Below are 21,076 nucleotides of genomic sequence, written 5' to 3'. Positions count from 1 at the left end.
GAGCCGCAGCCGGAACGGCAGGTTAGGCCGGGCACGATTGCCAGGCCTAAGCCACTGGGAAAGCTCGAACCGGATATGTCTGATTATTCTTATAAAATCCCTGTATCGGCTAACCAATCCGGCGCCCCCAACAAGCGTTCAAGCAGGCATGAAAGCGGACTTTGAGAGTCACCTTTTACCTGTCAAATATCGAACCCTGCGTTGCCTTGACAGCCCTATACCCCTCTGCTACTATTGCAATAATATGCGCGGGGGGAACGTCATTTTCGCTTCGTAATACGTAATTAGGGAGGAACATCATCGTGTGGGAAACTAAGTTCGCCAAGGAAGGGCTGACCTTCGACGACGTGCTGCTCGTTCCTCGGAAGTCTGAGGTACTGCCGCGTGAGGTGGACGTATCCGTGAGGCTGAGCGATACCGTCAAGCTGAATATTCCGCTCATCAGCGCCGGTATGGACACGGTCACCGAGGCGGCATTGGCGATTGCGATAGCTCGTGAGGGCGGCATTGGTATCGTTCACAAGAACATGTCGGTGGCCCAACAGGCTGAAGAGGTCGATCGCGTCAAACGTTCGGAGAGCGGCGTCATTACGAATCCATTCTCGTTGACGCCCGAGCATCATGTCTATGACGCAGAAGAATTGATGGGCAAATACCGGATCTCCGGCGTGCCGATCGTGGATGGGGAGCAGAAGCTTGTCGGCATTCTGACCAATCGGGATCTGCGGTTCGTACATGATTATTCAATAAAGATCAAGGACGTCATGACGCATGAGAATTTGGTCACCGCACCAGTTGGAACGACGCTCCAGCAGGCGGAGGTGCTGCTCCAGAAGCATAAGATCGAGAAGCTGCCGCTGGTCGATGAGTCGAATACGCTGAAAGGTCTCATAACTATCAAGGATATCGAGAAGGCGATTCAGTTCCCCAGCGCGGCCAAGGACAAGCAGGGTCGTCTGCTGTGCGGAGCGGCGGTCGGCATCTCAAAGGATACGTTCGAGAGAGCGGAGGCGCTCGTGCAAGCGGGTGTCGATGTGCTTGTTGTCGATTCGGCGCACGGCCATCACGTAAACATTATCGAGACCGTCCGCAGCTTGCGCAGAAAATATCCGAATCTGGTGATTATAGCAGGCAACGTTGCGACCGGTGAAGCGACGCGCGATCTCATAGAGGCGGGCGCTTCGGTAGTCAAGGTGGGCATCGGTCCGGGCTCGATTTGCACGACACGCATCATCGCAGGCATCGGCGTGCCGCAAGTAACGGCGATCTATGATTGCGCTACGGTTGCCAAGAAGTACGGCGTGCCGATCATCGCCGATGGCGGAATCAAATATTCCGGCGACATCACTAAGGCGATCGCCTCAGGCGCAAGCTGCATCATGATCGGCAGCCTTTTTGCCGGTACCGAGGAAAGTCCTGGCGATTCGGAGATCTATCAGGGCCGCCGGTTCAAGGTGTATCGCGGCATGGGCTCGCTCGGCGCGATGAAGGAAGGCAGCAAGGACCGTTATTTTCAGGAAAATGAGAACAAGCTTGTACCGGAAGGCATCGAGGGACGCGTAGCCTACAAAGGGCCGCTGGCCGACACGGTTCACCAGCTGATTGGCGGACTTCGCTCAGGCATGGGCTACTGCGGCACGAAGTCAATCGAGGAGCTGCGGAGCGATACGCAGTTCGTACGCATTACCGGAGCCGGACTGCGGGAAAGCCATCCGCACGATGTGCAAATCACGAAGGAAGCACCCAACTATTCCATGTAATCCGACTCACGCGCAACAGGATTCAAGGCAGACAGAAGCCGGCCGGCTGACGGCCCGGTTTTCTGTCTGTTTTTTCGCATGTCGACAAGTTCTATTCTATGCCTACTCTAGCAACTTGGTTTTCTCCTATGAGGGACTGTGTTACAATTAGGAACGACAAACTAATGGATGAAGGGGAGAAAGGGAAGTTGAAATGGAATCGGAGAGCGGCCGTGTGCAAACGGGCCGTTTCGAGCTTTTTAGCCGTATGGATGGTAGTCATGACTCTTGGTACCGCCGCCTCGTATGCAGCGAGCGACAACAAGTCGGATACAGGTGCAGGCGTGAGCGCGGCGCCGGGTGGTTCTTTTACGCTTGGTGACGGCGTCGCCGCCGCGATATTGATCGATGCCGCTACCGGGCAGGTGCTGTATGAGCAGAATGCGGATCAGCCGCGCCCGCCGGCGAGTATGACGAAGATGATGACCGAATATATCGTATTGGAGAAGATTAAGAATAAACAGCTCACGTGGGATACGATGGTGACGACGAGCAAGGAAGCGGCATCAACGCCGGTCGACGGCTCCCAGATCTATTTGGCGGAAGGCGATCAGCATTCGGTCGAGGATTTGTATATTGCGATGGCGGTCGGCTCTGCCAATGACGCGACGATCGCACTGGCTTCCCACATCGCAGGGTCCGAAGCCGGCTTCGTTGACCTCATGAACGAAACTGCTGCGACGCTTGGGCTCAAGACAGCAAGATTCACAGGCGCAACCGGACTCCAGGCGGATACGATCATCACGGCGCGCGACACGGCGAAGCTGGCGGAAATCATTCTTCGCGAAGATCCTGATTTTCTTAAGTATTCGAGCATACCCAGCTACAAGTTCCGTCCGCGCGACACGAAGCCCATGATCAACTGGAACTGGATGCTCGAGTCGAACAAGGACGTAACGAATTTCAAACAGTTTGCTTATGAAGGCGTAGACGGGATGAAGACAGGTTATATCGCCGAATCCGGTTATAACTTCACGGGAACCGCGGAACGCAACGGCATGCGCTTGATCAGCGTCGTGATGGGCGCCAAGACGATGCAGTCGCGCTTTTTCGAAACGGCGAAGCTGTTCGATTACGGCTTCAATAACTTCGAGTCTAAAACGATCGTTGCCCCGAAGTCCGTAGTAGAAAACGTTAAGACGGTCAAAATAAGCAAAGGCGCAAAAACGAACGTGGCAGTCGTGACCGAAACGGATGTTACGTTTCTCGTGCGCAAGGGCGGCGAATCGAAGGTCGAAGTGCTTGAGACAAAGGTGAAGCCGGCGGATGAGCTGGTGGCTCCGATCCCGGCGGGAGAGCCTGTCGGCACGGTGACTTACGCCTACACCGATGGCAGCGGCAAGCAGCTTCAGAAAACGGTCAACCTGGTGACGTCGGAAGAGGCCAAGAAGGGCAGCTGGTGGCGGCTCATGTTCCGCGGAGTACGGAACTTCTTCGCAGGGCTGTTCAGCGGGATCGTTGATTTGTTCTAGCTTGGTACCTGCTTCCGAAGGTGGCTTGTTGCCGGAGGCGGCTTCATGTAAAATATGAGATTAGTACAATTACGGAACGTTTGATAAACGGGAGGCTAAGATCCATGGCGATTGAAACGGGAACGACAACGGTTAAACGCGGAATGGCGGAAATGCAAAAAGGCGGCGTCATTATGGACGTCATGAACGTCGAGCAGGCGAAAATCGCCGAAGCGGCAGGTGCCGTGGCCGTTATGGCACTCGAGCGTGTGCCTTCGGAAATCCGCGCGGCGGGCGGCGTTGCGCGCATGGTCGACCCGACGATGGTGGAAGAGGTTATGAAGGTCGTTTCGATTCCGGTCATGGCGAAGACCCGGATCGGACATTACGTGGAAGCGAAGGTGCTGGAATCCCTCGGCGTCGATTATATCGACGAGAGCGAGGTGCTCACGCCGGCTGATGACGTATTCCATATCGACAAGCATGAATTCACGGTGCCTTTCGTATGCGGAGCGAAGGATCTGGGCGAGGCGCTGCGCCGCATTCAGGAAGGCGCATCGATGCTTCGCACGAAAGGGGAGCCGGGAACGGGCAACATCGTGGAAGCGGTTCGCCATATGCGTCTGATCACTGGTCAAATCCGCAAGGTACAGGGCATGTCCAAGGATGAGCTTTTCAATGAAGCTAAAGTGCTGGGAGTGCCTTACGATCTGCTGCTTGAGATTCACCAAAGCGGCAAGCTGCCGGTGGTCAACTTCGCGGCAGGTGGCGTGGCGACGCCTTCGGACGCGGCCTTGATGATGCATCTGGGCGCGGACGGCGTATTCGTCGGCTCTGGTATTTTCAAATCGGACAGCCCTGAGAAATTCGCCAAGGCGATCGTGGAAGCGACGACCCATTTCGACGATTACAAGCTCATTGCGGAAGTGTCCAAAAATCTCGGCACGCCGATGAAGGGCATCGAAATTTCGAAGCTGGTGGGCTCGGACCGGATGCAGGACCGCAGCCTGTAAGCGGCTGAGGCATTTGGTAACCGGCAGGGGCAAGGCAAGGCAGAAAGGCGTGACGAAGGTATGAAAATTGGCGTACTCGCGCTGCAAGGCGCGGTAGCAGAACATATGCGCAGCCTGGAACGGGCGGGCGCCGAAGCGGTCGCGGTAAAGCGCACCGACCAGTTGGATGAGCTCCACGGCATCGTCATTCCCGGCGGGGAGAGCACCACGATCGGGAAGCTCATGCGCAAATACGGTTTCATGAACGCGATTCGTGATTTTGCCGCGCAAGGCAAGCCGGTGTTCGGCACGTGCGCGGGATTGATCGTCCTGGCCGATAAGATCGATGGCCAGGAAGAAGCGCATCTCGCGCTGATGAATATGACGGTCGCTCGCAACGCGTTCGGCCGGCAGCGGGAAAGCTTTGAGACCGAGCTCGACGTCAAGGGGCTGGATGCACCGCTGCGCGCCGTATTTATTCGGGCTCCGCTAATTAAGGAAGTCGGTGACGGCGTAGACGTGCTGTCCACGCATAACGGCGAAATCGTGACTGCCCGTCAAGGGCATCTGCTTGCGTGTTCGTATCATCCCGAGCTGACTGACGACTATGCGCTGCATGCGTATTTCCTGTCGATGGCGAAGGATGTTGTCGGTACGAATTGAACCGGCTGATGAAATCCACATTCACCAGACCACCCTTTAGAGAGGGGCTTCTATAACACGTGTTAGACGTAAAGCTGTTTCGTAACGATTTCGATAAAGTGAAACGGGCGCTGAACGACCGGCACAAGCCGTTCGAGCTGATCGCCGACTTCCCGGCTCTGGATGCCAAGCGGCTCGCCGTGCTGCAGGAGGCGGAGCAGCTAAAGAATCGCCGCAACACGGTATCGCAAGAGGTGGCCCGGCTGAAAAAAAGCGGCGGCGACGCCGAGGCGCTGATTGCGGAAATGCGCGAGGTGGGCGACCGGATTAAGGAACTGGACGAGGAGCTGCGGGAGGCGGAAGCGCAGATTGACGAGCTGATGCTGTCTGTGCCGAATATACCGCATGAAAGCGTGCCGGTTGGCGCATCGGAGGACGACAATGTCGAGATCCGCAAGCAGGGCGAGCCGCGCCGGTTTGATTTTGAGCCGAAGCCGCATTGGGATTTGGCGGTCGAGCTCGGCATACTCGATTTCGAATCCGCAGCGAAGGTGACCGGTTCGCGCTTCGTTTTCTACCGCGGCTTGGGTGCGCGTTTGGAGCGGGCGCTTATCAGCTTTATGATGGACCTGCACAGCGACAAGCACGGGTATGTGGAGCTGCTTCCGCCGCAGATCGTCAACCGCGACAGTCTGCGGGGGACCGGGCAGCTTCCCAAGTTTGAAGAGGATCTGTTCAAGCTGGCGGGGACGGAGTATTATCTGATTCCAACCGCCGAGGTGCCGGTAACGAATCTGCATCGCGAAGAGATTCTAGATGCGGAGCAGCTTCCGAAATATTACACCGCATACTCCGCTTGTTTCCGCTCCGAAGCCGGCGCGGCCGGGCGCGATACGCGCGGCTTAATTCGGCAGCATCAATTCAACAAGGTCGAGCTGATTAAATTCACCAAGCCGGAGGATTCGTATGCCGAGCTCGAGTCGATGACCGCCAATGCGGAGAAGGTGCTGCAGCTTCTTGGCCTTCCCTACCGGGTGCTGGCACTCTGCACCGGTGATATAGGCTTCACAGCGGCGAAAACGTATGATCTGGAGGTATGGCTGCCGAGCGGCGATTCATACCGCGAAATATCGTCCTGTTCGAACGTGGAGGACTTTCAGGCGCGCCGGGCCAATATCCGGTTCCGCCGCGAGCCGAGAAGCAAGCCGGAATTCGTTCATACGTTGAACGGCTCAGGCCTCGCGGTCGGACGCACGGTCGCCGCTGTGCTCGAGAATTATCAGCAGGCGGACGGATCGGTGACGATTCCGGAGGCGCTTCGTCCTTATATGGGCGGGCTCGAGGCAATCCGCAAAGCTTAACCAATGAAATTGATAAGGAAATGGGTGCCAAAGGGCAAAGAAGGATTGCGGTCTTTTTTTGCCCTGTGGTACAATAGATTTTGTATTGTCTGAGTGTGCGCAGGTGCGCAATGCTCGGCAGCACCTTACATCATGGAGAGATACCGAAGCGGTCATAACGGGGCGGTCTTGAAAACCGTTAGGGTGCAAGCCCACGTGGGTTCGAATCCCACTCTCTCCGCCATACATACCGAATACAGTGCCAGAGAAGCAGCTGCGCCGGCCCTTGAAACGAAGGGCTTGGCGGAGCGGCGGCTCTGGCGTTTTTGTGTGCGGATTCCCGCATAATCGGAATGAAAACTCCGCATGTTATGATCTACGGAGGTGGAATGCGATGGTTAAAATCGATGAACGGTTTGTGGATCATAACCAGCTCAAGGATGCATGGCAGAGAACGCTGCCAACGGTGATGAACCCTTCGGATCAAAGTGAAGTGATGGCCGATGAAGCCGACCCGAAAGCGCTCCGATGTACACATTTGATAATATGCGCACAGGCGCTGCATGACTTAACACACGCATAGGCGGGAGACCTTTCCGTCAGGCGAGAGAGGATGAACAGAATGAGCAAGCCCGATTCCGTGCCTGTTCCGGAGGCAACGCCTAATCAGGGCCGCCGGCGGCAGGATCACAATCCTCCGCAGGAGCCGATGTCCGGCTCCAAGCAGGTGAAGCAGAACAACCATTCTCGGCATAATAACGGTGAAGGCTAACATTGAAGGCCAACCCTTCACATTCCGACGTAGTTGAAAACAAAAACATAGGTCTTTAGACAACTTTTCCTTTCCCGCAGCCCAAGGATGGTTTAGAATGAAAAGATGTTCTTCGAATTCATTCCTTGGGAGGGGAAAAGGTTTTGAAACGTTTGATGCAAGTTGTATTACTTATCTCTGCCGCAATGGTTGTTTTGGCTGGATGCAGCACCGCCAAGGCGCCTAAAGAAGCCATAGAAACCGCGTTCACCAAATCGATGGAGATGAACTCGTACACGTTTACGAGCGCGCTTGCGGTCGATAAGCTGGAATTGCCGGCATCATTGCTGGAGGGCATGGATCCGAGCATGGTGGACATGGTCAAGAACGCTACGTTGAATATCGACGGCGTCTATCAGGCCGATCCGATGCAGATGGAAATGACGCTTAAGCTTGATCTAAGGGGCGACATGGCATTCTCGCTGAACGTCCTTATGATCCTGACGCAGGATAAAATGTGGGTGAAAATTCCGCAAATACCGGGCTTCCCGCTTGGCGATGCCGCAGGCAAATTCGTGGAAATCGATATGAAGCAGCTGGCCGAGGAGCAAGGCGTTGGGGTACCGGAGCTAGACATCAACAAGCAGCGCAAAATGACTGAGGACATGGCTGGCATCTTCTTCAAACATTTCGATGAGAAGACCTACTTCACGGAAGTGAAAAAGGACGAAGTGGCCGGTTTGCCGGAGGATGTTAAGCCGAATCAAATCGTTAAGTTCAATGTGACGCAGGAAACGTTCGAGCCGTTGGTCATGACCATCGTCGATAAAGTCGCGCCTGAGATCATCGACTTGCTCTTGAACAACGAGGACTACCGGAAGACGTTCCAGTTGGAGAAGGCGGATCTGGAACAGGCGAAGAAGGATTTGGCCGAGGGCGACCGCAGCGAGCTGCGCAAAGGGCTTGACGAGTTCAAGAAGAACGCCAAGGTGAACGATCTGAGCTTGACGACGGCGATTGTCGACGAACTGCCTGTGTATCAGGTAGCCAAAGCCGATCTCGACTATACGCAAGAAGGCGAGACGGCGAAGGCCGGATTGACCTTCACAACGCGTTACAGCAACATTAACGAGAAAGTGGAGTTCCCGATCGGCATTCCGAAGGATGCCATGTCGATGGAAGAACTCATGAACTCGTTTATGGGACCTGCACTGTAAACAGGTGAATAAGATAAATAACCCGCATCCGGGGAACGGATGCGGGTTATTTTTTGCGGAGCGAAGCGGGCCTGATTTGTGTATAGAAAAAAGCCTTGAAATTCAAGGCTTTCCAAAGTTACAGGTATGGTCGAGACGACAGGATTTGAACCTGCGACCTCTTGCTCCCGAAGCAAGCGCTCTACCAAGCTGAGCCACGTCTCGATAATAGATGGCGACCAAAGAAGGCAAGCAAATATTAGCATAAATAAGCTCGGTTGTAAAGATGAAAACGGTCGGAATCTCTTGCGCAGCAAGGGTTTAGGGACCGGATGATGCTGGTGCGAAAATTGTCTTTTGACCCGATAATGGTTTGTGTTATAATATTCATTGCTGTGGCCCCGTAGCTCAGTGGATAGAGCATCGGTTTCCTAAACCGTGTGTCGGACGTTCGAGTCGTCTCGGGGCCGCCATTCATTTGACGGGTATATTCGACCTCGGCGCATTTCACGCGGAGGTTTTTTGGTGCATCACGGACCTAAACGGCTGCAGGCCATCGAATTCTCTCAGAGAAAGCATTAGGCTAGGGGGGATTGCGATGAAAAGCACCATCGACCGGATCGGGTTTGCCACGCGCAAGCTTGCAACCTATATCGACCATAATCCGTCTACGCCCAAGCCCAGGGCGTTCACCTACCGATGCGACCGGCTTGTGGCGTATCTCGCCGCGTGTAATGACGCTATGCGCGCAATGGAGCGGGAACGTAAACCGCATCGGCTCTCCTGACCGGAGCCGGGCTTCTCCGGCTTATCTTCATTTTTTCACCCTATGCGGATATGGACAAGCAGCTGCAGCTCAGCGGACGTTTGGTAAGCGCAAGCAAGTCGAAGCCTCATCTATAGCTTTCCGCGCAGCCGCCGAAAAAATTGAGTCAGCATAGAGGCGCATTCCTCCTGGAGAACGCCGGATTCGACGACCGCCATATGATTGAACCGTTCTTCGCGCAGTAAATTCATGAGCGTTCCCGCGCATCCTGCCTTCGGATCGGAGGTGCCATACACGACTCGGCCGATCCGGGCTTGTACGATCGCACCGGCGCACATGGGACAGGGCTCGAGCGTTACATACAACGTGCAATCCAGCAACCGCCAGGCGTTCAGGCGTTCGCTGGCTTTTTTAATGGCGATCATTTCCGCATGGGCGGTAGGGTCGTTCAGCGTCTCCCTCAAATTGTGGCCCCTGGCGATAATTTCCCCCTGCCGGACAATAACCGCTCCAATCGGGACTTCCCGGATTTCTTCGGCCATGCCGGCTTCGGCGATTGCTTCTTGCATAAAGATGCGGTCTTCCTCGGACATTATCACGCGAATGTCTTCCTTTCCATTATCCTGTTCACCGGGTCACTATTTTTTGTCGAAACGAATCGAATTATGCCGCGAACAGGCATTCGTTGTTAACAGGATGTGAATATAATTGTGGATAACTTTAACGTTTTCCATATAGTTGTGCACACTGTGGGTATATTTTTTGAGGATAAAACAAGTATTAGAGTAAATATTGGATATAAGTATGATATGATCGCATAAAAGACCGTTTCTAAAAGGATGTGTCGTCGCTTGTCCATTTTGAACGATTATTCGATGCGGGTCAACTTAAGGGCGTGTGCAATTTTCCAGAAAATTTATTATAATGACAGAAACAATCAGGCGGTCTACGGAGGTTAATTCATGATTAGGGATAAGGTTAAAATATTTGCCGGTTCTTCGAATATACCATTGGCAGCGAACATATGCGATAAGCTGGGAATGCCGCTGGGGGATGTGAAAATATCGCGGTTCGAAAACGGCGAAGTCTACGTTGCCTATAAAGAACCGATCCGAACCTGCGACATTTTTATCGTGCAATCCCTGTCTGACCCAATCAACGAGCATTTTATGGAGTTGCTGGTCATGATCGATGCGGCGAAAAGAGCGTCGGCCAAAACGATTAATATCATTATGCCCTACTACGGCTACGCCCGCCAGGAGAGGAAAAGGGCGCCTAGGGAAGCCATATCGGCGAAGCTGGTGGCGGATTTGCTGTATGCGGCGGGCGCCTCGCGGATCATCACCTTGGACCTGCATACCGCTGCGATCCAGGGATTTTTCAACTTTCCGGTTGACCATCTGACGGCGCTGGATGAACTGACGGCATATTTGAAGAGCAAATCGATCGAGAATCCCGTCATTGTGTCGCCGGACGCCGGGAGGGCGTCAACGGCGGAGAAGCTGGCCAACTATATGGATGCCACGTTCGCCATTGTCGTCACGAATAAGGACAATCAGACCGGAGAGGAGACTACGCATGTCATCGGCGACGTTGCGGGCATGACCCCGATCATCGTCGAGGATATGATCGATACGGGCAAGACGATACTCGGCGTGGTCAATCAGCTGGCCGAGAGCGGCGCCAAGGCATGCATCGCGGTTGCTACACACGGGCTTTTCTCTGGCAATGCGCTCGCCAAGCTGGAGCATCCGCACATTAAGGAAATCGTAGTGACGGATTCAATCCTGCAGCATACGAGCGAATCGGACAAGCTGGTGGTCATCACGATGAGCAATCTCATTACCGAAGCGATTCGGGCGATCGTCGACGGCGGTTCCATTGCGACCTTGTTTAAATCACGCGGAATCTAGAGGAGAATCGACAAGTGCGCATTAACAAGTTCATCAGCGAGAGCGGCTACTGCTCCCGCAGAGAAGCCGATAAGCTGGTCGATAGCGGCAGAGTGACGATTAATGGCGTGAAAGCCGAGCTTGGCAGCCAGGCCGAATCGGGAGATGACGTCAGAGTCGACGGCAAACCGATCGGCGAACATAAAAGCCATGTGTATATCGCGCTTAACAAGCCGGTCGGCATTACGAGCACGACCGAGAGCCACGTGAAAGAAAACATCGTAGATTTTGTCGGGCATCGGGAACGGATTTTTCCGATCGGCCGTCTGGACAAGGATTCCGAAGGACTCATATTGCTCACGAATGATGGCGATATCGTCAATAAGGTGCTGCGCGCCGAAGGGCGGCATGAGAAGGAATATATCGTAACGGTAGACAAGCCGATTACGCCTGCATTCTTGCAAGGCATGAGCAGCGGGGTTCGTATACTCGGAAGCATGACGCTGCCTTGCAAGGTCACGCGCGTGACGGACCGGGTGTTCCGGATCGTGCTCACCGAAGGGCGCAACCGGCAAATTCGCCGCATGTGTACGGCGTTTGGTTATCAGGTAAGGCGGCTCAGGCGGATTCGGATTATGAACGTGAAGCTGGGCGAGCTGCCCGTCGGTTCCTGGCGCGACTTAACGCAGGAGGAGAAAAAGACCTTGTTCGATTTGTTGAATTATGATGCGGGGCAAGACGGCAGGGGACAATAGGGGTGAACATGACGATAAGACGGGCAGACACTCCGCAGTAGCGGGGAGGGGGCTGACCGTCTTATCTTCTTAGGGCCTATCGGGTTATTGCTCCGCTGCAACGGTGAGCGTCTCGGTCGCGGCGGCATCCGTATATTTGCGGATAATTGAAATCTCGACGCGGCGGTTCTTGGCTCTGCCGGCGGCGGTGGCGTTCGTTGCGATTGGGCGGAACTCGCCATAGCCCGTCGGACTGATCAGCTTCGGATCCAAATGGCCGGACGCAAGCAGGATCGACATGAAGTTGATGGCGCGCTTGGCGCTTAGCTCATAGTTGGATGGGAACTCGGCTGTATGAATGGGCTGGTTGTCCGTATGGCCCGCAACCGATATCTCGTAGCCCGGATAAGCTTCCAGCATGGCGCCGATCGTCGTGGCGAGCTTGCGGGATTCTTGCTTAATGTCCGCGCTGCCGGAGTCGAACAAGGCGGTATTGCTGATGGTGATCAGCAATTGGGACTGGTTCAGCTGCGTCTTCAGCTGCGCGGTCAGGCCGTTGTTCCGGATGTATTGATCAAGCTGCCGCTTCAGCTTCTCGAGCTGCTGCTGCTCTTTCTGCCGGAGTGACTCCGCTTTCCGCTGCCGCTGCCTCTCACTCATCGTTTGATTCCCGTCGCTGTTTGGTTTGGTCTGGTCTATCACATTCATCTGGTTGGCGTTCGTGACGACCGCTGACTGATCAAGTATGCCTTTGCCGCTGCTGAACGCAATGTTGAACGCCTTGCTCATATCTTCAAATTTCTTCGCATCGACGGAGCTCATTGCGTACAATACGATAAAAAGAGCGAGAAGAAGCGTCAACAAGTCTGCGTAAGGAATGAGCCAGGTTTCATCCGCGTGTTCTTCATGCTCTGCATGCTTATGCTTTTTGCTCAACGGGTGCGCCCTCCGTTTCCGACATGGCGTTCCGTTCGGTCGGCGTCAGGAACACGGAAAGCTTCTGGCTGATAGCGATAGTGGATACGCCCGATTGGATCGAGAGCAGGCCCTCGACCATCATCAGCCTGATTTCGGACTCCCGTTTGGAAAGCCGTTTCAGCTTGTTGGCGATCGGATGCCAAAGCACATATCCGGTGAAGATACCGAGCAGTGTAGCGATAAATGCTGCCGCGATTGCCTTGGCGAGGGCGCCCATATCGCTCATGTCCGCCAGTGCGGCGATCAGGCCGATTACGGCGCCCAGAACCCCCAGCGTCGGTGCATACATGCCGGCCTGGGAAAAAATCAACGCGCCGGCTTTATGGCGGTCCTCCGTGGCGGCTACCTCCTCCAACAGAACGTCCCGGACGAAGTCCTGATCGTTGCCGTCGATAATCATGCGCATCCCGTTGCGGAGGAACGGATCTTCAATTTCATCGACTTTCGATTCAAGGGCAAGCAGACCTTCACGGCGGGTGATCGTCGCCCAATCCATGAACATACGGATCAATTCTTCACGTGGAACGAGCTTTTGCTCGCGAAACACGATTTTGATAAGCGTAGGGAATTTCTTGATTTCCGAAAGCGGAAATCCGATAAACAGGGAGGCCGCCGTGCCGACCAGGATGATGACATACGCGGCTGGATTGATAAGTTGACCGATAGGCGCCCCCTTGAGGAACATACCGAATACGACGGCGACCAATCCTAGTGCGATTCCGATAACAGTTGACTTTTCCATAATACACCCCATAAACAAATGTAAATACCGATACAAGCAAATTGCGGCAAACAACGAACGTTTTCAACAAAATCCATTATAGTATTTATCGTCAGAAATGTGGAGAATATTAGAGTAAAGTTTACTAGGAAACATTCAGGAGGGGGAAGGGAACAGGATGGGTGTAAAGCATGCGCGGGAATATAAGGACATTCTGCGGGATTTGACCGAGGCGGTTGGCGGGATTGCGGACAGCTACACGTTTTTCGATATGACGGGGGAAGAATGGGAGGTGCTTGAGGAGAGCGAGCGGCATGAGGTGATGGAGGCGCTGGCGGACGATGTATTCTATGGGCTGGGCGAGCAGCCTTCGATCGAGGTGGGGACAGGCGTTGTCGTCTACCGTCCGAAGCATCATGTCATTGAAGTGTCGGTGGACGGCACGGAAATTCGGATCGTCCGTTTGATCTAGGCACGGCTGCACGGCTGCACGGCTGCGAGCGATTGTGACAATGTCGTGAAATATGCTTTACTTACGCCCGCACTCCCCGTACAATCAGAAATAAAACGTTATGTCAGTTTTTGTGACATCGTGTTGAATGAGGGAGACAGCCATGGTTGACTTCACCGAAGCGAAAGCGGTGCCGGCTTTCCCGGATGTAAGAACGGTTATGTCTCATTTTCAGCCGATCCTCGCGCTCGATACCCGCCGCATCGTCGGTTATGAAGTGCTCGGACGGCAATGCACGCCTGATGGAATCGTAAGCCTGGGGCCTTTTCTGAGCGACGCTCGCGTTCCTGTGGAGAACCAGATGCGGATCGACCGGCTGCTGCGCGAGGAAGCGTTCAGGAAGCTGGGAGCTGTGCGGGACCGGCAGCCGATGCTATTCGTGAACCTGAAGCCGTCCTGGATTCAGCGGATGTACCGGGAAACGGGTGAATTGTACACGCTTCAATTGCTTGATCGATACGGAATCGATCCGGCTAAAGTTGTAATCGAGATTACCGAGGAAGCGTATTCCGGGCCGATGGGCGAGCTGCGTGAGATTATCGACATCTACAGGCGGAAAGGCTGTCTGATCGCGATCGACGATGTGGGCACCGGCTTCAATTCGGCGGACCGGATCGCGCATATCCAGCCGAATTTGCTGAAAGTGGATATTCATATGATGAAGCAAAGCGCCAGCCACAGCGGATATTTGGGGGTGCTCCGTTCCTTCTCGACGCTGGCGGAGCAGATCGGGGCTTCGCTTCTTATTGAGGGAGTGGAAACCGGCGATGATCTGCAGCGCGCGATTCAGATCGGTGCGCGTTACGTGCAGGGCTATCTCTTCGCGCCGGCGGAGCAGGAGTTCCGGGAGCCGGACGCTTTTGCCGGAGTGGTCGAAGCAGGCCTGAAGGAGCATTTGCAGACGATCGGTCAGGTGGAAGTCTACTGGCGGGAGCTTGGAGACCGGATAATGGAAGAGCTTGATATAAGCGGATTCGCGGATTTGACGGACGGTGTCGAGGAGAGCGGTTCGATGCTGCCGGATACGGCGGATCTGCACGACGCCGCAATGGAACGCATGCTGGCCAAAGTTCCAGCATCCTGCATCCGCGTGTACTTGTGCCGGGCGGACGGCGTGCAGCTGTCATCCAATTATCGAAGATGGAATGGGGCGTGGCGCAAGGAACCGGAGTATCGCGGGGCGAATTGGAGCTGGCGGCCGTATTTTCTATCCGATCTGCTGCTGCTCCGAGGCCCGCTGCGCGCTTCCGTATCCCGCACTTACGCCGATCTGGATTCGCGACGGTGGATTCGGACGTTGTCCGTCGCTGTGACGGCAGAGGCGATGCTGTTTATGGATATCGCGGATCCGAATGCTCGTCATCAGGAGCTCAGCCAATCATAGAGTCACACTCTGAAAGCCCTCGGACGTGCGCCGTGCGAAGGGCTTTTCTTCGCGCCGTCAGCTTGTCTCCGCGTGTCAACTGCCGGGGCGATAAACCATGCAGTGAAATTCATCCGGACCGATTGACGTTGGCCGCCAGTAGGTGTTCTCCACGATGAAGCCGGCTTTGCGGTAGGCTTTGATCGCCCTTTTGTTCCACGTGAGCACCTCAAGGTCAATGACATTGCCCGGCGTCCGGCGGCGCGCTTCTTCCGCAATCTCCCGGATGAAAGCGGAACCGGCGCCGAGACCGCAGAGGTCCGGCCGCATGCCGACGCCGAGCCTTGTAACGCCCGTGATCGGGAAAAATTGCGCGAAGCCGATCAGCTCGCCGCCTTCATTCATAACGGATGCGAACTGCGCGGCGCGCAGCTCGGGATCGCCGAATTCGACCGCGCGTGCCGTCATGTGCTCCCATGCCGGCCAGTTGAAAATGTCATACGGCTTCTTGTAGCGCCAGGCACAGAGGAGCGTGCCGTGCGTTTCTTCCATAGGAATAACCCGGATGCCCCGAAAAGGTTCGGGTAGTTCTTCTGCGGTATTCAAGCCTGTATTGCGGATCATGGCCGATGTCCACCTCCTTGCCGTCGATGCGGTTGTAAACAGTATACCAAATGGCCGGAGTTGCGTGGTATGATGGGTGTTGAATGCCGGGATGGACTTAAACGAGAAATGCATATCAGGATGCAACCGGATACAGCTCGGATGTACAGAAGGAGAACTCATGCGCAAATTGATTTGGTTAGGCTGCTTGTCGTATTTGGTGATCGGTATGGCCCATGTCGTGGCCGGCGCGGTGCTGATTCAGGTGCTGGACCGTTACGGACTCAATTACGCGGACGGCGGGCAGTGGATTATGAACCAGTTTCTCGGTTTTCTGTTCGGGGTATTGGCCGCGCCGTACATTACGCGGAGAATCGGAAGGCGCAGCGCGCTGCTGGCGGCGCTCGGCGCGCTGACCGCTGCGGAGGCGGCCTACAGCCTCCTGCCGCCCTGGAATTGGATGCTCGTCGTCGCGCCGGTCGCCGGCTTCGGCTTCGGGCTGACGGAGGCGGTGCTCGGCGCGGTCATTATCGAATTTGTGGTCGAGCGCAAGGCGCAGGCGATGACGCGGCTGGAGGTGTTTTTTGGCCTCGGGGCGCTCGTGATGCCGGGGATCGCGGCGCTGCTGATCGATGCCGGCGTCTGGCAGATGGTTTTTCCGATCGTCACCGGCTTGTCGGGCATCACGACGCTGCTCTGGCTGACGATGTCGTTCGGTGCGGCGGACGACCTGCTCGCATATTCGCGGCCATTGGCTGCCGAGGGGATTGTGAAGCCTGCCGTCCGGTATAACCGTGCAGCGATGCCTTTGTTGATCATCGGGATGGTTTATTTTGCGATTTATGTCGGCATGGAGATGAGCTTCAGTAATTATTTGCCTGCGATTATGAAGGAGCATACGGGTATGACCGAGGCCGCGGCCGCTTCCTCGCTCAGCATTTTCTGGGGGATGATGGTGGCGGGCCGGTTGTTCTCCGGCAAATTAGCGGAATGGAGCGGTTATTTTCGGTATTTGCTCATCTCGTCTGCGGCCGGAGCGGCTGTGATGGCCTTGATCGCATTCAGCAGGGGCGGAGGCGTCGGGCTGATGTGGATCGGGCTTGACGGTCTGCTGTGGTCGGGGGTGTTCGCCATCGGCCTGCTGTATGTGAATGCACGCATAACGGGCATGACCGAGAAGACGACGAGCCTGCTCATCGCAGCCGGAGGGCTGGGAGGCGCTCTGATGCCGAAGTTGACCGGGTGGTTCATGGAACGATACGATGCTGCGGTTACGCTGTGGATGCTCGTCGCCGCTTCTTCGATGCTGGTTGTGCTGCTGGGACTGATGGCGGCCTCTGCCAAACGGATCAAACGGGCGGAGGCAAGGCCGGTGCAGGCGGGCCGCGATGCTGCGGAAAACGCTGAGCAGGGCCGCGACGCGAGAAGGCGCCGAGCTTCAGAGGCCTAAAGCTGTCGGGCGGTAAGATGATTCGCCGCCATACAGTGCAGCACGCATCGGGCGCGGGATCTGCAAAAGGTCGCGGTGTTGAGGAATCGATGATTGACGAATCGTTGGATCGTTGAAGGAGGATGGCTATATGAAAGGGACGGTTACGACGGAATGGCTGGCGGCCCGGTTAGGCGAGGCAGGGTTTGCCGTCGTGGATTGCAGGTTTGCCCTTAATGATCCGGCTGCGGGGCGTCAAGCTTATCTGGCGGTGCATATACCCGGTGCCTATTATGCGGACCTGGAACAGGATTTATCGGGACCGAAGCGCCCCGGCGGAGCGGGCGGACGCCATCCGCTTCCTGATGCGGGCAAGCTGGCCGTCGCCCTGTCTCGGATGGGAATCGGCAACGAAACGACAGTCGTCGCTTACGACGATCAAGGCGGGGCTATGGCGTCCCGGTTATGCTGGCTGCTTCGTTATACCGGACATACGGGAGAAGCGTATATACTCGACGGAGGTTTCGGCGAGTGGTCGGCTGAAGCGCGGCCTGTGACGGCCGAGGTGCCGGCACAGGCGGAGGGCGTGTCATACGAGGTGCGGATTCGTCCGGAGCTGGCGGTCGATCAGGCGGACGTGCGTGTGTTGATCGGCAAGCCGGGCGCGGTGCTGATCGATTCGCGGGAAGCCTTCCGCTATTCGGGCGAATCGGAACCGATCGATCCGGTGGCCGGGCACATTCCGGGCGCGATAAACCGGTTCTGGAAGTACGGCCTTGACGAGAGCGGCCATTGGAAGAGCGCCGAAGCGCAGCTTGAGCGGTTCGCCGATCTGCCGAAGGACGCCGAGATCATCGTCTACTGCGGTTCCGGCGTGACGGCCTGTCCGAATGTGTTCGCGCTGGAGGCGGCCGGTTTTCGGAATGTGAAGCTGTATGCGGGAAGCTGGAGCGATTGGGTGTCGAATATGGAGAACCCAGTGGCGACAGGTGACGAAGAAGAGGCTTAGAGTAGTATAAAACGTGCCGGATTGGACGGAATTTCTCCCTGTATTTCTGCAGGTTACCGTTGCGGGAGGCATTCTCACAGGATGGAACGGGAGCTTTTCCCGCAAAAGGATCCCAAAGCCAGCATTCGGGCAAGATTAGCTGGAGCTTTTCCTGTTCCTATTTTTCCCGATTCCGGCTCGTGCCTGAACTCAAGGCTCTGCAATCTCCAGAATGATGGGGCAATGGTCGCTCCCCATGATGTCGCAGTCGATTCGAGCGTCGATCAACAGCGGCTGCAATCGCTCGGATACGAGGAAATAATCGATGCGCCATCCGATGTTCCGCTCCCGCACCTTCGGCATGTAAGACCACCACGAATAGGCGTCCGTCCGATCCGGATACAATTGCCTGAACGTATCGATAAATCCGGCGCCGAGCAGTCGTGTCATTTTATCCCGTTCCTCAGCGGTAAAGCCGGAGTTGCCGTGGTTGGATTTTGCATCTTTCAAATCGATTTCCTGATGGGCCACATTCAAGTCGCCGCAAATAATGACCGGCTTGCGTGCGTCCAGCTCCTGCAAATAGCCGCGAAACCGCTCTTCCCATTCCAAACGATAGGCCAGCTTCGACAAGTCCCTGCGCGCATTCGGCGTATACACATTGACGAGATAGAAAGCGTCAAATTCCAACGTCAGAATCCGCCCTTCGGGCTCCTCATCCGCCTCCAGGCCGTAGCGCACCGAAAGAGGCTTGATCCTCGTAAACACAGCCGTTCCGGAATACCCCTTCTTGAGGGCATAATTCCAATACTGCGAATACTCCCCGAGGCTGTCCATGTTGATTTGCCCGTCCTGCAGCTTCGTTTCCTGAATGCAGAAAATATCGGCTGCCGTTTCTTTGAAATAATCGTGAAAGCCTTTGTTGACGCACGCTCTTAACCCGTTTACATTCCAGGAGACCAGCCTCATAAGTCAGCTAGATTGGCCGAGTAGTTGAATTCCCCCGAAGAGGAGAAAATGGAGAACGCCAATAGGACAATGAGTATGATGACGGCGTACAAGGCGGTTCCGACGATGCCGCACACCAGGCCGGCGATAGCCAGGCCTTTGCCCTGTTCGCCCGAGCGTTTGATCTCTTTCAGCGAGATGGAGGAGAAAACAATCGCGATGATCCCGATGATCAGACCTAGATAGGGAATGACGATGGACAGAATGCCGAGCACCAGCGCCGCTATCGACTTACCGTTGGTTTTCGGCGGTTGGGGCTGGGGCCGGGAAAATGGATTCGGGGGTTCTGAAGAGTAATGGTGATCCATGAAGGGCCTCCTCTTGGTTTATAGGTTTCATTATACCATCGGATCATCGTTTATGGTTAGTCGGCAGATATATAAAAGTCCCGCATTCTCAACCATTGTCGACTTCAAAGGGATTTGCTACAGTTACGGTATTAGCTACCATGGAAGAGAAAGAGGAGGTTGTCGCATGAGAGCGATTGTGCATGAGGGAAAGAACGGGTTCGAGGGACTGCGAATGAAGGAGATGGAGGTGCGGGAGCCGGCGGCGGGGGAGGTGCGTATCCGGCTGAAGGTCGCGGGGCTGAATCACCGCGATTTGCTGATTTTGGATCGTCACCAACCGACGGATCCGGCTGTAATCGTGGGGTCGGACGGCGCGGGGTGCATAGATGCGATAGGACCGGGCGTGCAAGGCATCCACATCGGAGATGAAGTCATCGTTAATCCCGGCCTCGGATGGTCAAAGAAGAGCGACGTGCCACCCGCAAGCTTCGGGATTCTCGGCTTTCCGTCACATGGCACGTTCGCCGAGATGGTCGTGGTGCCCGTCGAGAACGTGTTGCCGAAGCCGAGCGCGCTGACCTGGGAAGAGGCGGGCGTTCTGTCTCTGGCGGCACTCACCGCGTACCGCGCGCTCTTCACGCGGGCGAACGTCCAGCCCGGCATGAAGGTGTTGATTCCCGGCATCGGCGGGGGTGCAGCGCTCTTTCTGCTGCCGTTCGCGAAGGCGGCGGGAGCGACCGTCTACGTCACGTCGCGGTCAAAGGAGAAGAGCCGCCGAGCGCTCGAGCTCGGCGCGGACAAGGCACTAGACAGCGACGGCGACTGGGGGGCGCAACTCGACGGCGAGAAGGTAGACGTCGTGATCGAGAGCATCGGCGCGGCGACGTTCCAGAAGTCGCTGGACCGGCTGCGCACCGGCGGCACGATCGTCACCTTCGGCGCGTCCGCGGGCGACGTCGTGCAGCTGAACGTACGCGATTTCTTCTACGGCCATCACAACCTGCTTGGCACGACGATGGGCAGCGCAGAGGAACATCGGGAAATGCTGGCCTTCATCGAACGCCACCGCATCCGTCCAGTTGTCGATCGAATCTATGGGTTAGGGGAATATTTGGATGCGTTCCGACGGATGGACCAAGCGGAGCAATTCGGCAAGATCGGCTTTCGGATCGACGGGTAGCCCGGGTCCAGGATGAGCCATCAATCCTATGTTCAATCATACAAAAATAAGCGGAAAAATAGCTTGTATAGTTGTATAAAAATCCATTTATTTCGATTGCCTGAAGGAGTATACTCAAATACAAGCAGGAATGAAAACGCTTCCCAAACATGGCGGTTACACTCTTCAAGGAGGAATGACCATGTATCGTATGCCGGACGGAGACGAAATCTTCATTGTTGACGCACACATCGCGTTATGGGACGGCAGCAAGGAGAACCAATTGAACGTGCAGGGCGACCAGTTCATCAGCTGCTTTTACGACTACCACAAGAACCTGAGTCCGAAAGAGTATTTGTGGCCGAAGGAGAAGTTCTTGAAGTACAGCGCGGATACGCTCGTGGAAGACGTCTTCGTGAAGGGGTACGTGGACATGGCGATCTTCCAGCCGGTGTATTTGAAG

General features: G+C 55.6%; 22 protein-coding genes, 3 tRNA genes and 1 pseudogene. 19 read left to right on the top strand and 7 right to left on the bottom strand.

What is annotated here, in order from left to right:
- Window positions 1-302 precede the first annotated feature (302 nt).
- The 9 genes from guaB to BG52_RS09585 all read left to right on the top strand — a co-directional run bounded on the left by guaB (window position 303) and on the right by BG52_RS09585 (window position 8,192).
- The gene (gene guaB, locus BG52_RS09625) at window positions 303-1,760 is read left to right on the top strand and encodes an IMP dehydrogenase (protein WP_036584229.1); all 1,458 of its coding nucleotides are present in this window, start codon (window positions 303-305) and stop codon (window positions 1,758-1,760) included.
- Window positions 1,761-1,924: 164 nt separating this feature from the next.
- On the top strand, window positions 1,925-3,271 hold the full coding sequence (locus BG52_RS09620; RefSeq protein WP_036584232.1) for a D-alanyl-D-alanine carboxypeptidase family protein: 1,347 nt from the start codon (window positions 1,925-1,927) through the stop codon (window positions 3,269-3,271).
- Window positions 3,272-3,375: 104 nt separating this feature from the next.
- The gene (gene pdxS, locus BG52_RS09615; RefSeq protein ID WP_223298970.1) at window positions 3,376-4,263 is read left to right on the top strand and encodes a pyridoxal 5'-phosphate synthase lyase subunit PdxS; all 888 of its coding nucleotides are present in this window, start codon (window positions 3,376-3,378) and stop codon (window positions 4,261-4,263) included.
- Between the two features lie 60 nt (window positions 4,264-4,323).
- On the top strand, window positions 4,324-4,905 hold the full coding sequence (gene pdxT / locus BG52_RS09610) for a pyridoxal 5'-phosphate synthase glutaminase subunit PdxT (protein WP_036584234.1): 582 nt from the start codon (window positions 4,324-4,326) through the stop codon (window positions 4,903-4,905).
- Between the two features lie 59 nt (window positions 4,906-4,964).
- Window positions 4,965-6,245, top strand: coding sequence for a serine--tRNA ligase (gene serS, locus BG52_RS09605; RefSeq protein ID WP_036584237.1), 1,281 nt, complete (start codon window positions 4,965-4,967; stop codon window positions 6,243-6,245).
- A gap of 134 nt (window positions 6,246-6,379) precedes the next feature.
- Window positions 6,380-6,468, top strand: a tRNA-Ser gene (locus BG52_RS09600).
- Window positions 6,469-6,618: 150 nt separating this feature from the next.
- Window positions 6,619-6,807: a hypothetical protein gene (locus tag BG52_RS09595; protein WP_036584240.1), complete on the top strand. Its 189-nt coding sequence runs from the start codon at window positions 6,619-6,621 to the stop codon at window positions 6,805-6,807.
- A 39-nt stretch (window positions 6,808-6,846) separates the two neighbouring features.
- The gene (locus BG52_RS09590; RefSeq protein WP_036584243.1) at window positions 6,847-6,996 is read left to right on the top strand and encodes a hypothetical protein; all 150 of its coding nucleotides are present in this window, start codon (window positions 6,847-6,849) and stop codon (window positions 6,994-6,996) included.
- 143 nt (window positions 6,997-7,139) lie between these two features.
- Window positions 7,140-8,192: a hypothetical protein gene (locus BG52_RS09585; protein WP_051588036.1), complete on the top strand. Its 1,053-nt coding sequence runs from the start codon at window positions 7,140-7,142 to the stop codon at window positions 8,190-8,192.
- A gap of 127 nt (window positions 8,193-8,319) precedes the next feature.
- Here BG52_RS09585 and BG52_RS09580 read toward each other — a convergent pair.
- A tRNA-Pro gene (locus tag BG52_RS09580) sits at window positions 8,320-8,396 on the bottom strand.
- A gap of 172 nt (window positions 8,397-8,568) precedes the next feature.
- On the opposite strand from BG52_RS09580, the gene BG52_RS09575 reads away from it, so the two are divergent.
- Both BG52_RS09575 and BG52_RS15415 read left to right on the top strand, forming a co-directional pair.
- Window positions 8,569-8,644 (top strand) — tRNA-Arg (locus BG52_RS09575).
- Between the two features lie 125 nt (window positions 8,645-8,769).
- Window positions 8,770-8,958 carry a hypothetical protein gene (locus BG52_RS15415; RefSeq protein WP_036584245.1) on the top strand — a complete coding sequence of 63 codons (189 nt, stop codon included), beginning with the start codon at window positions 8,770-8,772 and terminating at the stop codon, window positions 8,956-8,958.
- Window positions 8,959-9,068: 110 nt separating this feature from the next.
- On the opposite strand, the gene tadA is transcribed toward BG52_RS15415, so the two are convergent.
- Entirely contained in the window at window positions 9,069-9,530 is a 462-nt protein-coding gene (tadA, locus tag BG52_RS09565; protein ID WP_036584247.1) for a tRNA adenosine(34) deaminase TadA, read from the bottom strand.
- 369 nt (window positions 9,531-9,899) lie between these two features.
- Here tadA and BG52_RS09560 point away from each other — a divergent pair, with 369 nt between their 5' ends.
- Together BG52_RS09560 and rluF are read left to right on the top strand one after the other, a co-directional pair.
- Entirely contained in the window at window positions 9,900-10,850 is a 951-nt protein-coding gene (locus tag BG52_RS09560; RefSeq protein ID WP_036584250.1) for a ribose-phosphate diphosphokinase, read from the top strand.
- A gap of 14 nt (window positions 10,851-10,864) precedes the next feature.
- Window positions 10,865-11,584 (top strand): 23S rRNA pseudouridine(2604) synthase RluF, encoded by a 720-nt coding sequence (gene rluF / locus BG52_RS09555; RefSeq protein WP_036667177.1) that lies wholly within the window; start codon window positions 10,865-10,867, stop codon window positions 11,582-11,584.
- An 84-nt stretch (window positions 11,585-11,668) separates the two neighbouring features.
- Here rluF and motB read toward each other — a convergent pair whose 3' ends face one another.
- Together motB and motA are read right to left on the bottom strand one after the other, a co-directional pair.
- Window positions 11,669-12,499: a flagellar motor protein MotB gene (gene motB, locus BG52_RS09550; protein WP_036584255.1), complete on the bottom strand. Its 831-nt coding sequence runs from the start codon at window positions 12,497-12,499 to the stop codon at window positions 11,669-11,671.
- Window positions 12,483-13,283, bottom strand: a complete 801-nt coding sequence (gene motA, locus BG52_RS09545; RefSeq protein ID WP_036584257.1) for a flagellar motor stator protein MotA — start codon at window positions 13,281-13,283, stop codon at window positions 12,483-12,485. The genes motB and motA overlap by 17 nt, the downstream gene beginning before the upstream one ends.
- Window positions 13,284-13,440: 157 nt before the next feature.
- Here motA and BG52_RS09540 point away from each other — a divergent pair, with 157 nt between their 5' ends.
- Both BG52_RS09540 and BG52_RS09535 read left to right on the top strand, forming a co-directional pair.
- Window positions 13,441-13,734 (top strand): hypothetical protein, encoded by a 294-nt coding sequence (locus BG52_RS09540; protein ID WP_036584260.1) that lies wholly within the window; start codon window positions 13,441-13,443, stop codon window positions 13,732-13,734.
- A gap of 142 nt (window positions 13,735-13,876) precedes the next feature.
- A complete protein-coding gene (locus BG52_RS09535) occupies window positions 13,877-15,157 on the top strand; it encodes an EAL domain-containing protein (protein ID WP_036584262.1) in 1,281 nt (426 codons plus the stop codon).
- Window positions 15,158-15,232: 75 nt separating this feature from the next.
- Here BG52_RS09535 and BG52_RS09530 read toward each other — a convergent pair whose 3' ends face one another.
- Window positions 15,233-15,760, bottom strand: coding sequence for a GNAT family N-acetyltransferase (locus BG52_RS09530; RefSeq protein ID WP_051588037.1), 528 nt, complete (start codon window positions 15,758-15,760; stop codon window positions 15,233-15,235).
- Between the two features lie 160 nt (window positions 15,761-15,920).
- Here BG52_RS09530 and BG52_RS09525 point away from each other — a divergent pair, with 160 nt between their 5' ends.
- A complete protein-coding gene (locus tag BG52_RS09525) occupies window positions 15,921-17,189 on the top strand; it encodes an MFS transporter (RefSeq protein ID WP_036584264.1) in 1,269 nt (422 codons plus the stop codon).
- A gap of 130 nt (window positions 17,190-17,319) precedes the next feature.
- A complete protein-coding gene (locus BG52_RS09520) occupies window positions 17,320-18,177 on the top strand; it encodes a sulfurtransferase (RefSeq protein WP_036584267.1) in 858 nt (285 codons plus the stop codon).
- 189 nt (window positions 18,178-18,366) lie between these two features.
- Here BG52_RS09520 and BG52_RS09515 read toward each other — a convergent pair whose 3' ends face one another.
- On the bottom strand, window positions 18,367-19,125 hold the full coding sequence (locus tag BG52_RS09515; protein ID WP_036584270.1) for an exodeoxyribonuclease III: 759 nt from the start codon (window positions 19,123-19,125) through the stop codon (window positions 18,367-18,369).
- A complete protein-coding gene (locus tag BG52_RS09510) occupies window positions 19,122-19,472 on the bottom strand; it encodes a DUF4190 domain-containing protein (RefSeq protein ID WP_036584271.1) in 351 nt (116 codons plus the stop codon). Before BG52_RS09510 ends, BG52_RS09515 begins: the two co-directional genes overlap by 4 nt.
- Before the next feature lie 166 nt (window positions 19,473-19,638).
- Here BG52_RS09510 and BG52_RS09505 point away from each other — a divergent pair, with 166 nt between their 5' ends.
- Together BG52_RS09505 and BG52_RS09500 are read left to right on the top strand one after the other, a co-directional pair.
- Window positions 19,639-20,634: a zinc-binding dehydrogenase gene (locus BG52_RS09505; protein WP_036584274.1), complete on the top strand. Its 996-nt coding sequence runs from the start codon at window positions 19,639-19,641 to the stop codon at window positions 20,632-20,634.
- A 181-nt stretch (window positions 20,635-20,815) separates the two neighbouring features.
- Window positions 20,816-21,076: pseudogene (locus BG52_RS09500) on the top strand (amidohydrolase family protein); the annotation flags it as partial.

Source organism: Paenibacillus darwinianus, assembly GCF_000598065.1.
Taxonomy (GTDB): Bacteria; Bacillota; Bacilli; order Paenibacillales; family Paenibacillaceae; genus Paenibacillus_I; species Paenibacillus_I darwinianus.
Note: the sequence above shows the minus strand (reverse complement) of the source record. Positions and strands in the feature narration are given on the sequence as shown.

Bases quoted from the DNA above. Each gene is read 5' to 3' on its own strand.
- BG52_RS09620 (WP_036584232.1), top strand. From the start codon at position 1,925: ATGGATGAAGGGGAGAAAGGGAAGTTGAAATGGAATCGGAGAGCGGCC.
- pdxS (WP_223298970.1), top strand. From the start codon at position 3,376: ATGGCGATTGAAACGGGAACGACAACGGTTAAACGCGGAATGGCGGAA.
- pdxT (WP_036584234.1), top strand. From the start codon at position 4,324: ATGAAAATTGGCGTACTCGCGCTGCAAGGCGCGGTAGCAGAACATATG.
- BG52_RS09595 (WP_036584240.1), top strand. From the start codon at position 6,619: ATGGTTAAAATCGATGAACGGTTTGTGGATCATAACCAGCTCAAGGAT.
- BG52_RS09590 (WP_036584243.1), top strand. From the start codon at position 6,847: ATGAGCAAGCCCGATTCCGTGCCTGTTCCGGAGGCAACGCCTAATCAG.
- BG52_RS15415 (WP_036584245.1), top strand. From the start codon at position 8,770: ATGAAAAGCACCATCGACCGGATCGGGTTTGCCACGCGCAAGCTTGCA.
- tadA (WP_036584247.1), bottom strand. From the start codon at position 9,530: ATGTCCGAGGAAGACCGCATCTTTATGCAAGAAGCAATCGCCGAAGCC.
- BG52_RS09560 (WP_036584250.1), top strand. From the start codon at position 9,900: ATGATTAGGGATAAGGTTAAAATATTTGCCGGTTCTTCGAATATACCA.
- motA (WP_036584257.1), bottom strand. From the start codon at position 13,283: ATGGAAAAGTCAACTGTTATCGGAATCGCACTAGGATTGGTCGCCGTC.
- BG52_RS09540 (WP_036584260.1), top strand. From the start codon at position 13,441: ATGGGTGTAAAGCATGCGCGGGAATATAAGGACATTCTGCGGGATTTG.
- BG52_RS09535 (WP_036584262.1), top strand. From the start codon at position 13,877: ATGGTTGACTTCACCGAAGCGAAAGCGGTGCCGGCTTTCCCGGATGTA.
- BG52_RS09530 (WP_051588037.1), bottom strand. From the start codon at position 15,760: ATGATCCGCAATACAGGCTTGAATACCGCAGAAGAACTACCCGAACCT.
- BG52_RS09525 (WP_036584264.1), top strand. From the start codon at position 15,921: ATGCGCAAATTGATTTGGTTAGGCTGCTTGTCGTATTTGGTGATCGGT.
- BG52_RS09520 (WP_036584267.1), top strand. From the start codon at position 17,320: ATGAAAGGGACGGTTACGACGGAATGGCTGGCGGCCCGGTTAGGCGAG.
- BG52_RS09515 (WP_036584270.1), bottom strand. From the start codon at position 19,125: ATGAGGCTGGTCTCCTGGAATGTAAACGGGTTAAGAGCGTGCGTCAAC.
- BG52_RS09510 (WP_036584271.1), bottom strand. From the start codon at position 19,472: ATGGATCACCATTACTCTTCAGAACCCCCGAATCCATTTTCCCGGCCC.
- BG52_RS09505 (WP_036584274.1), top strand. From the start codon at position 19,639: ATGAGAGCGATTGTGCATGAGGGAAAGAACGGGTTCGAGGGACTGCGA.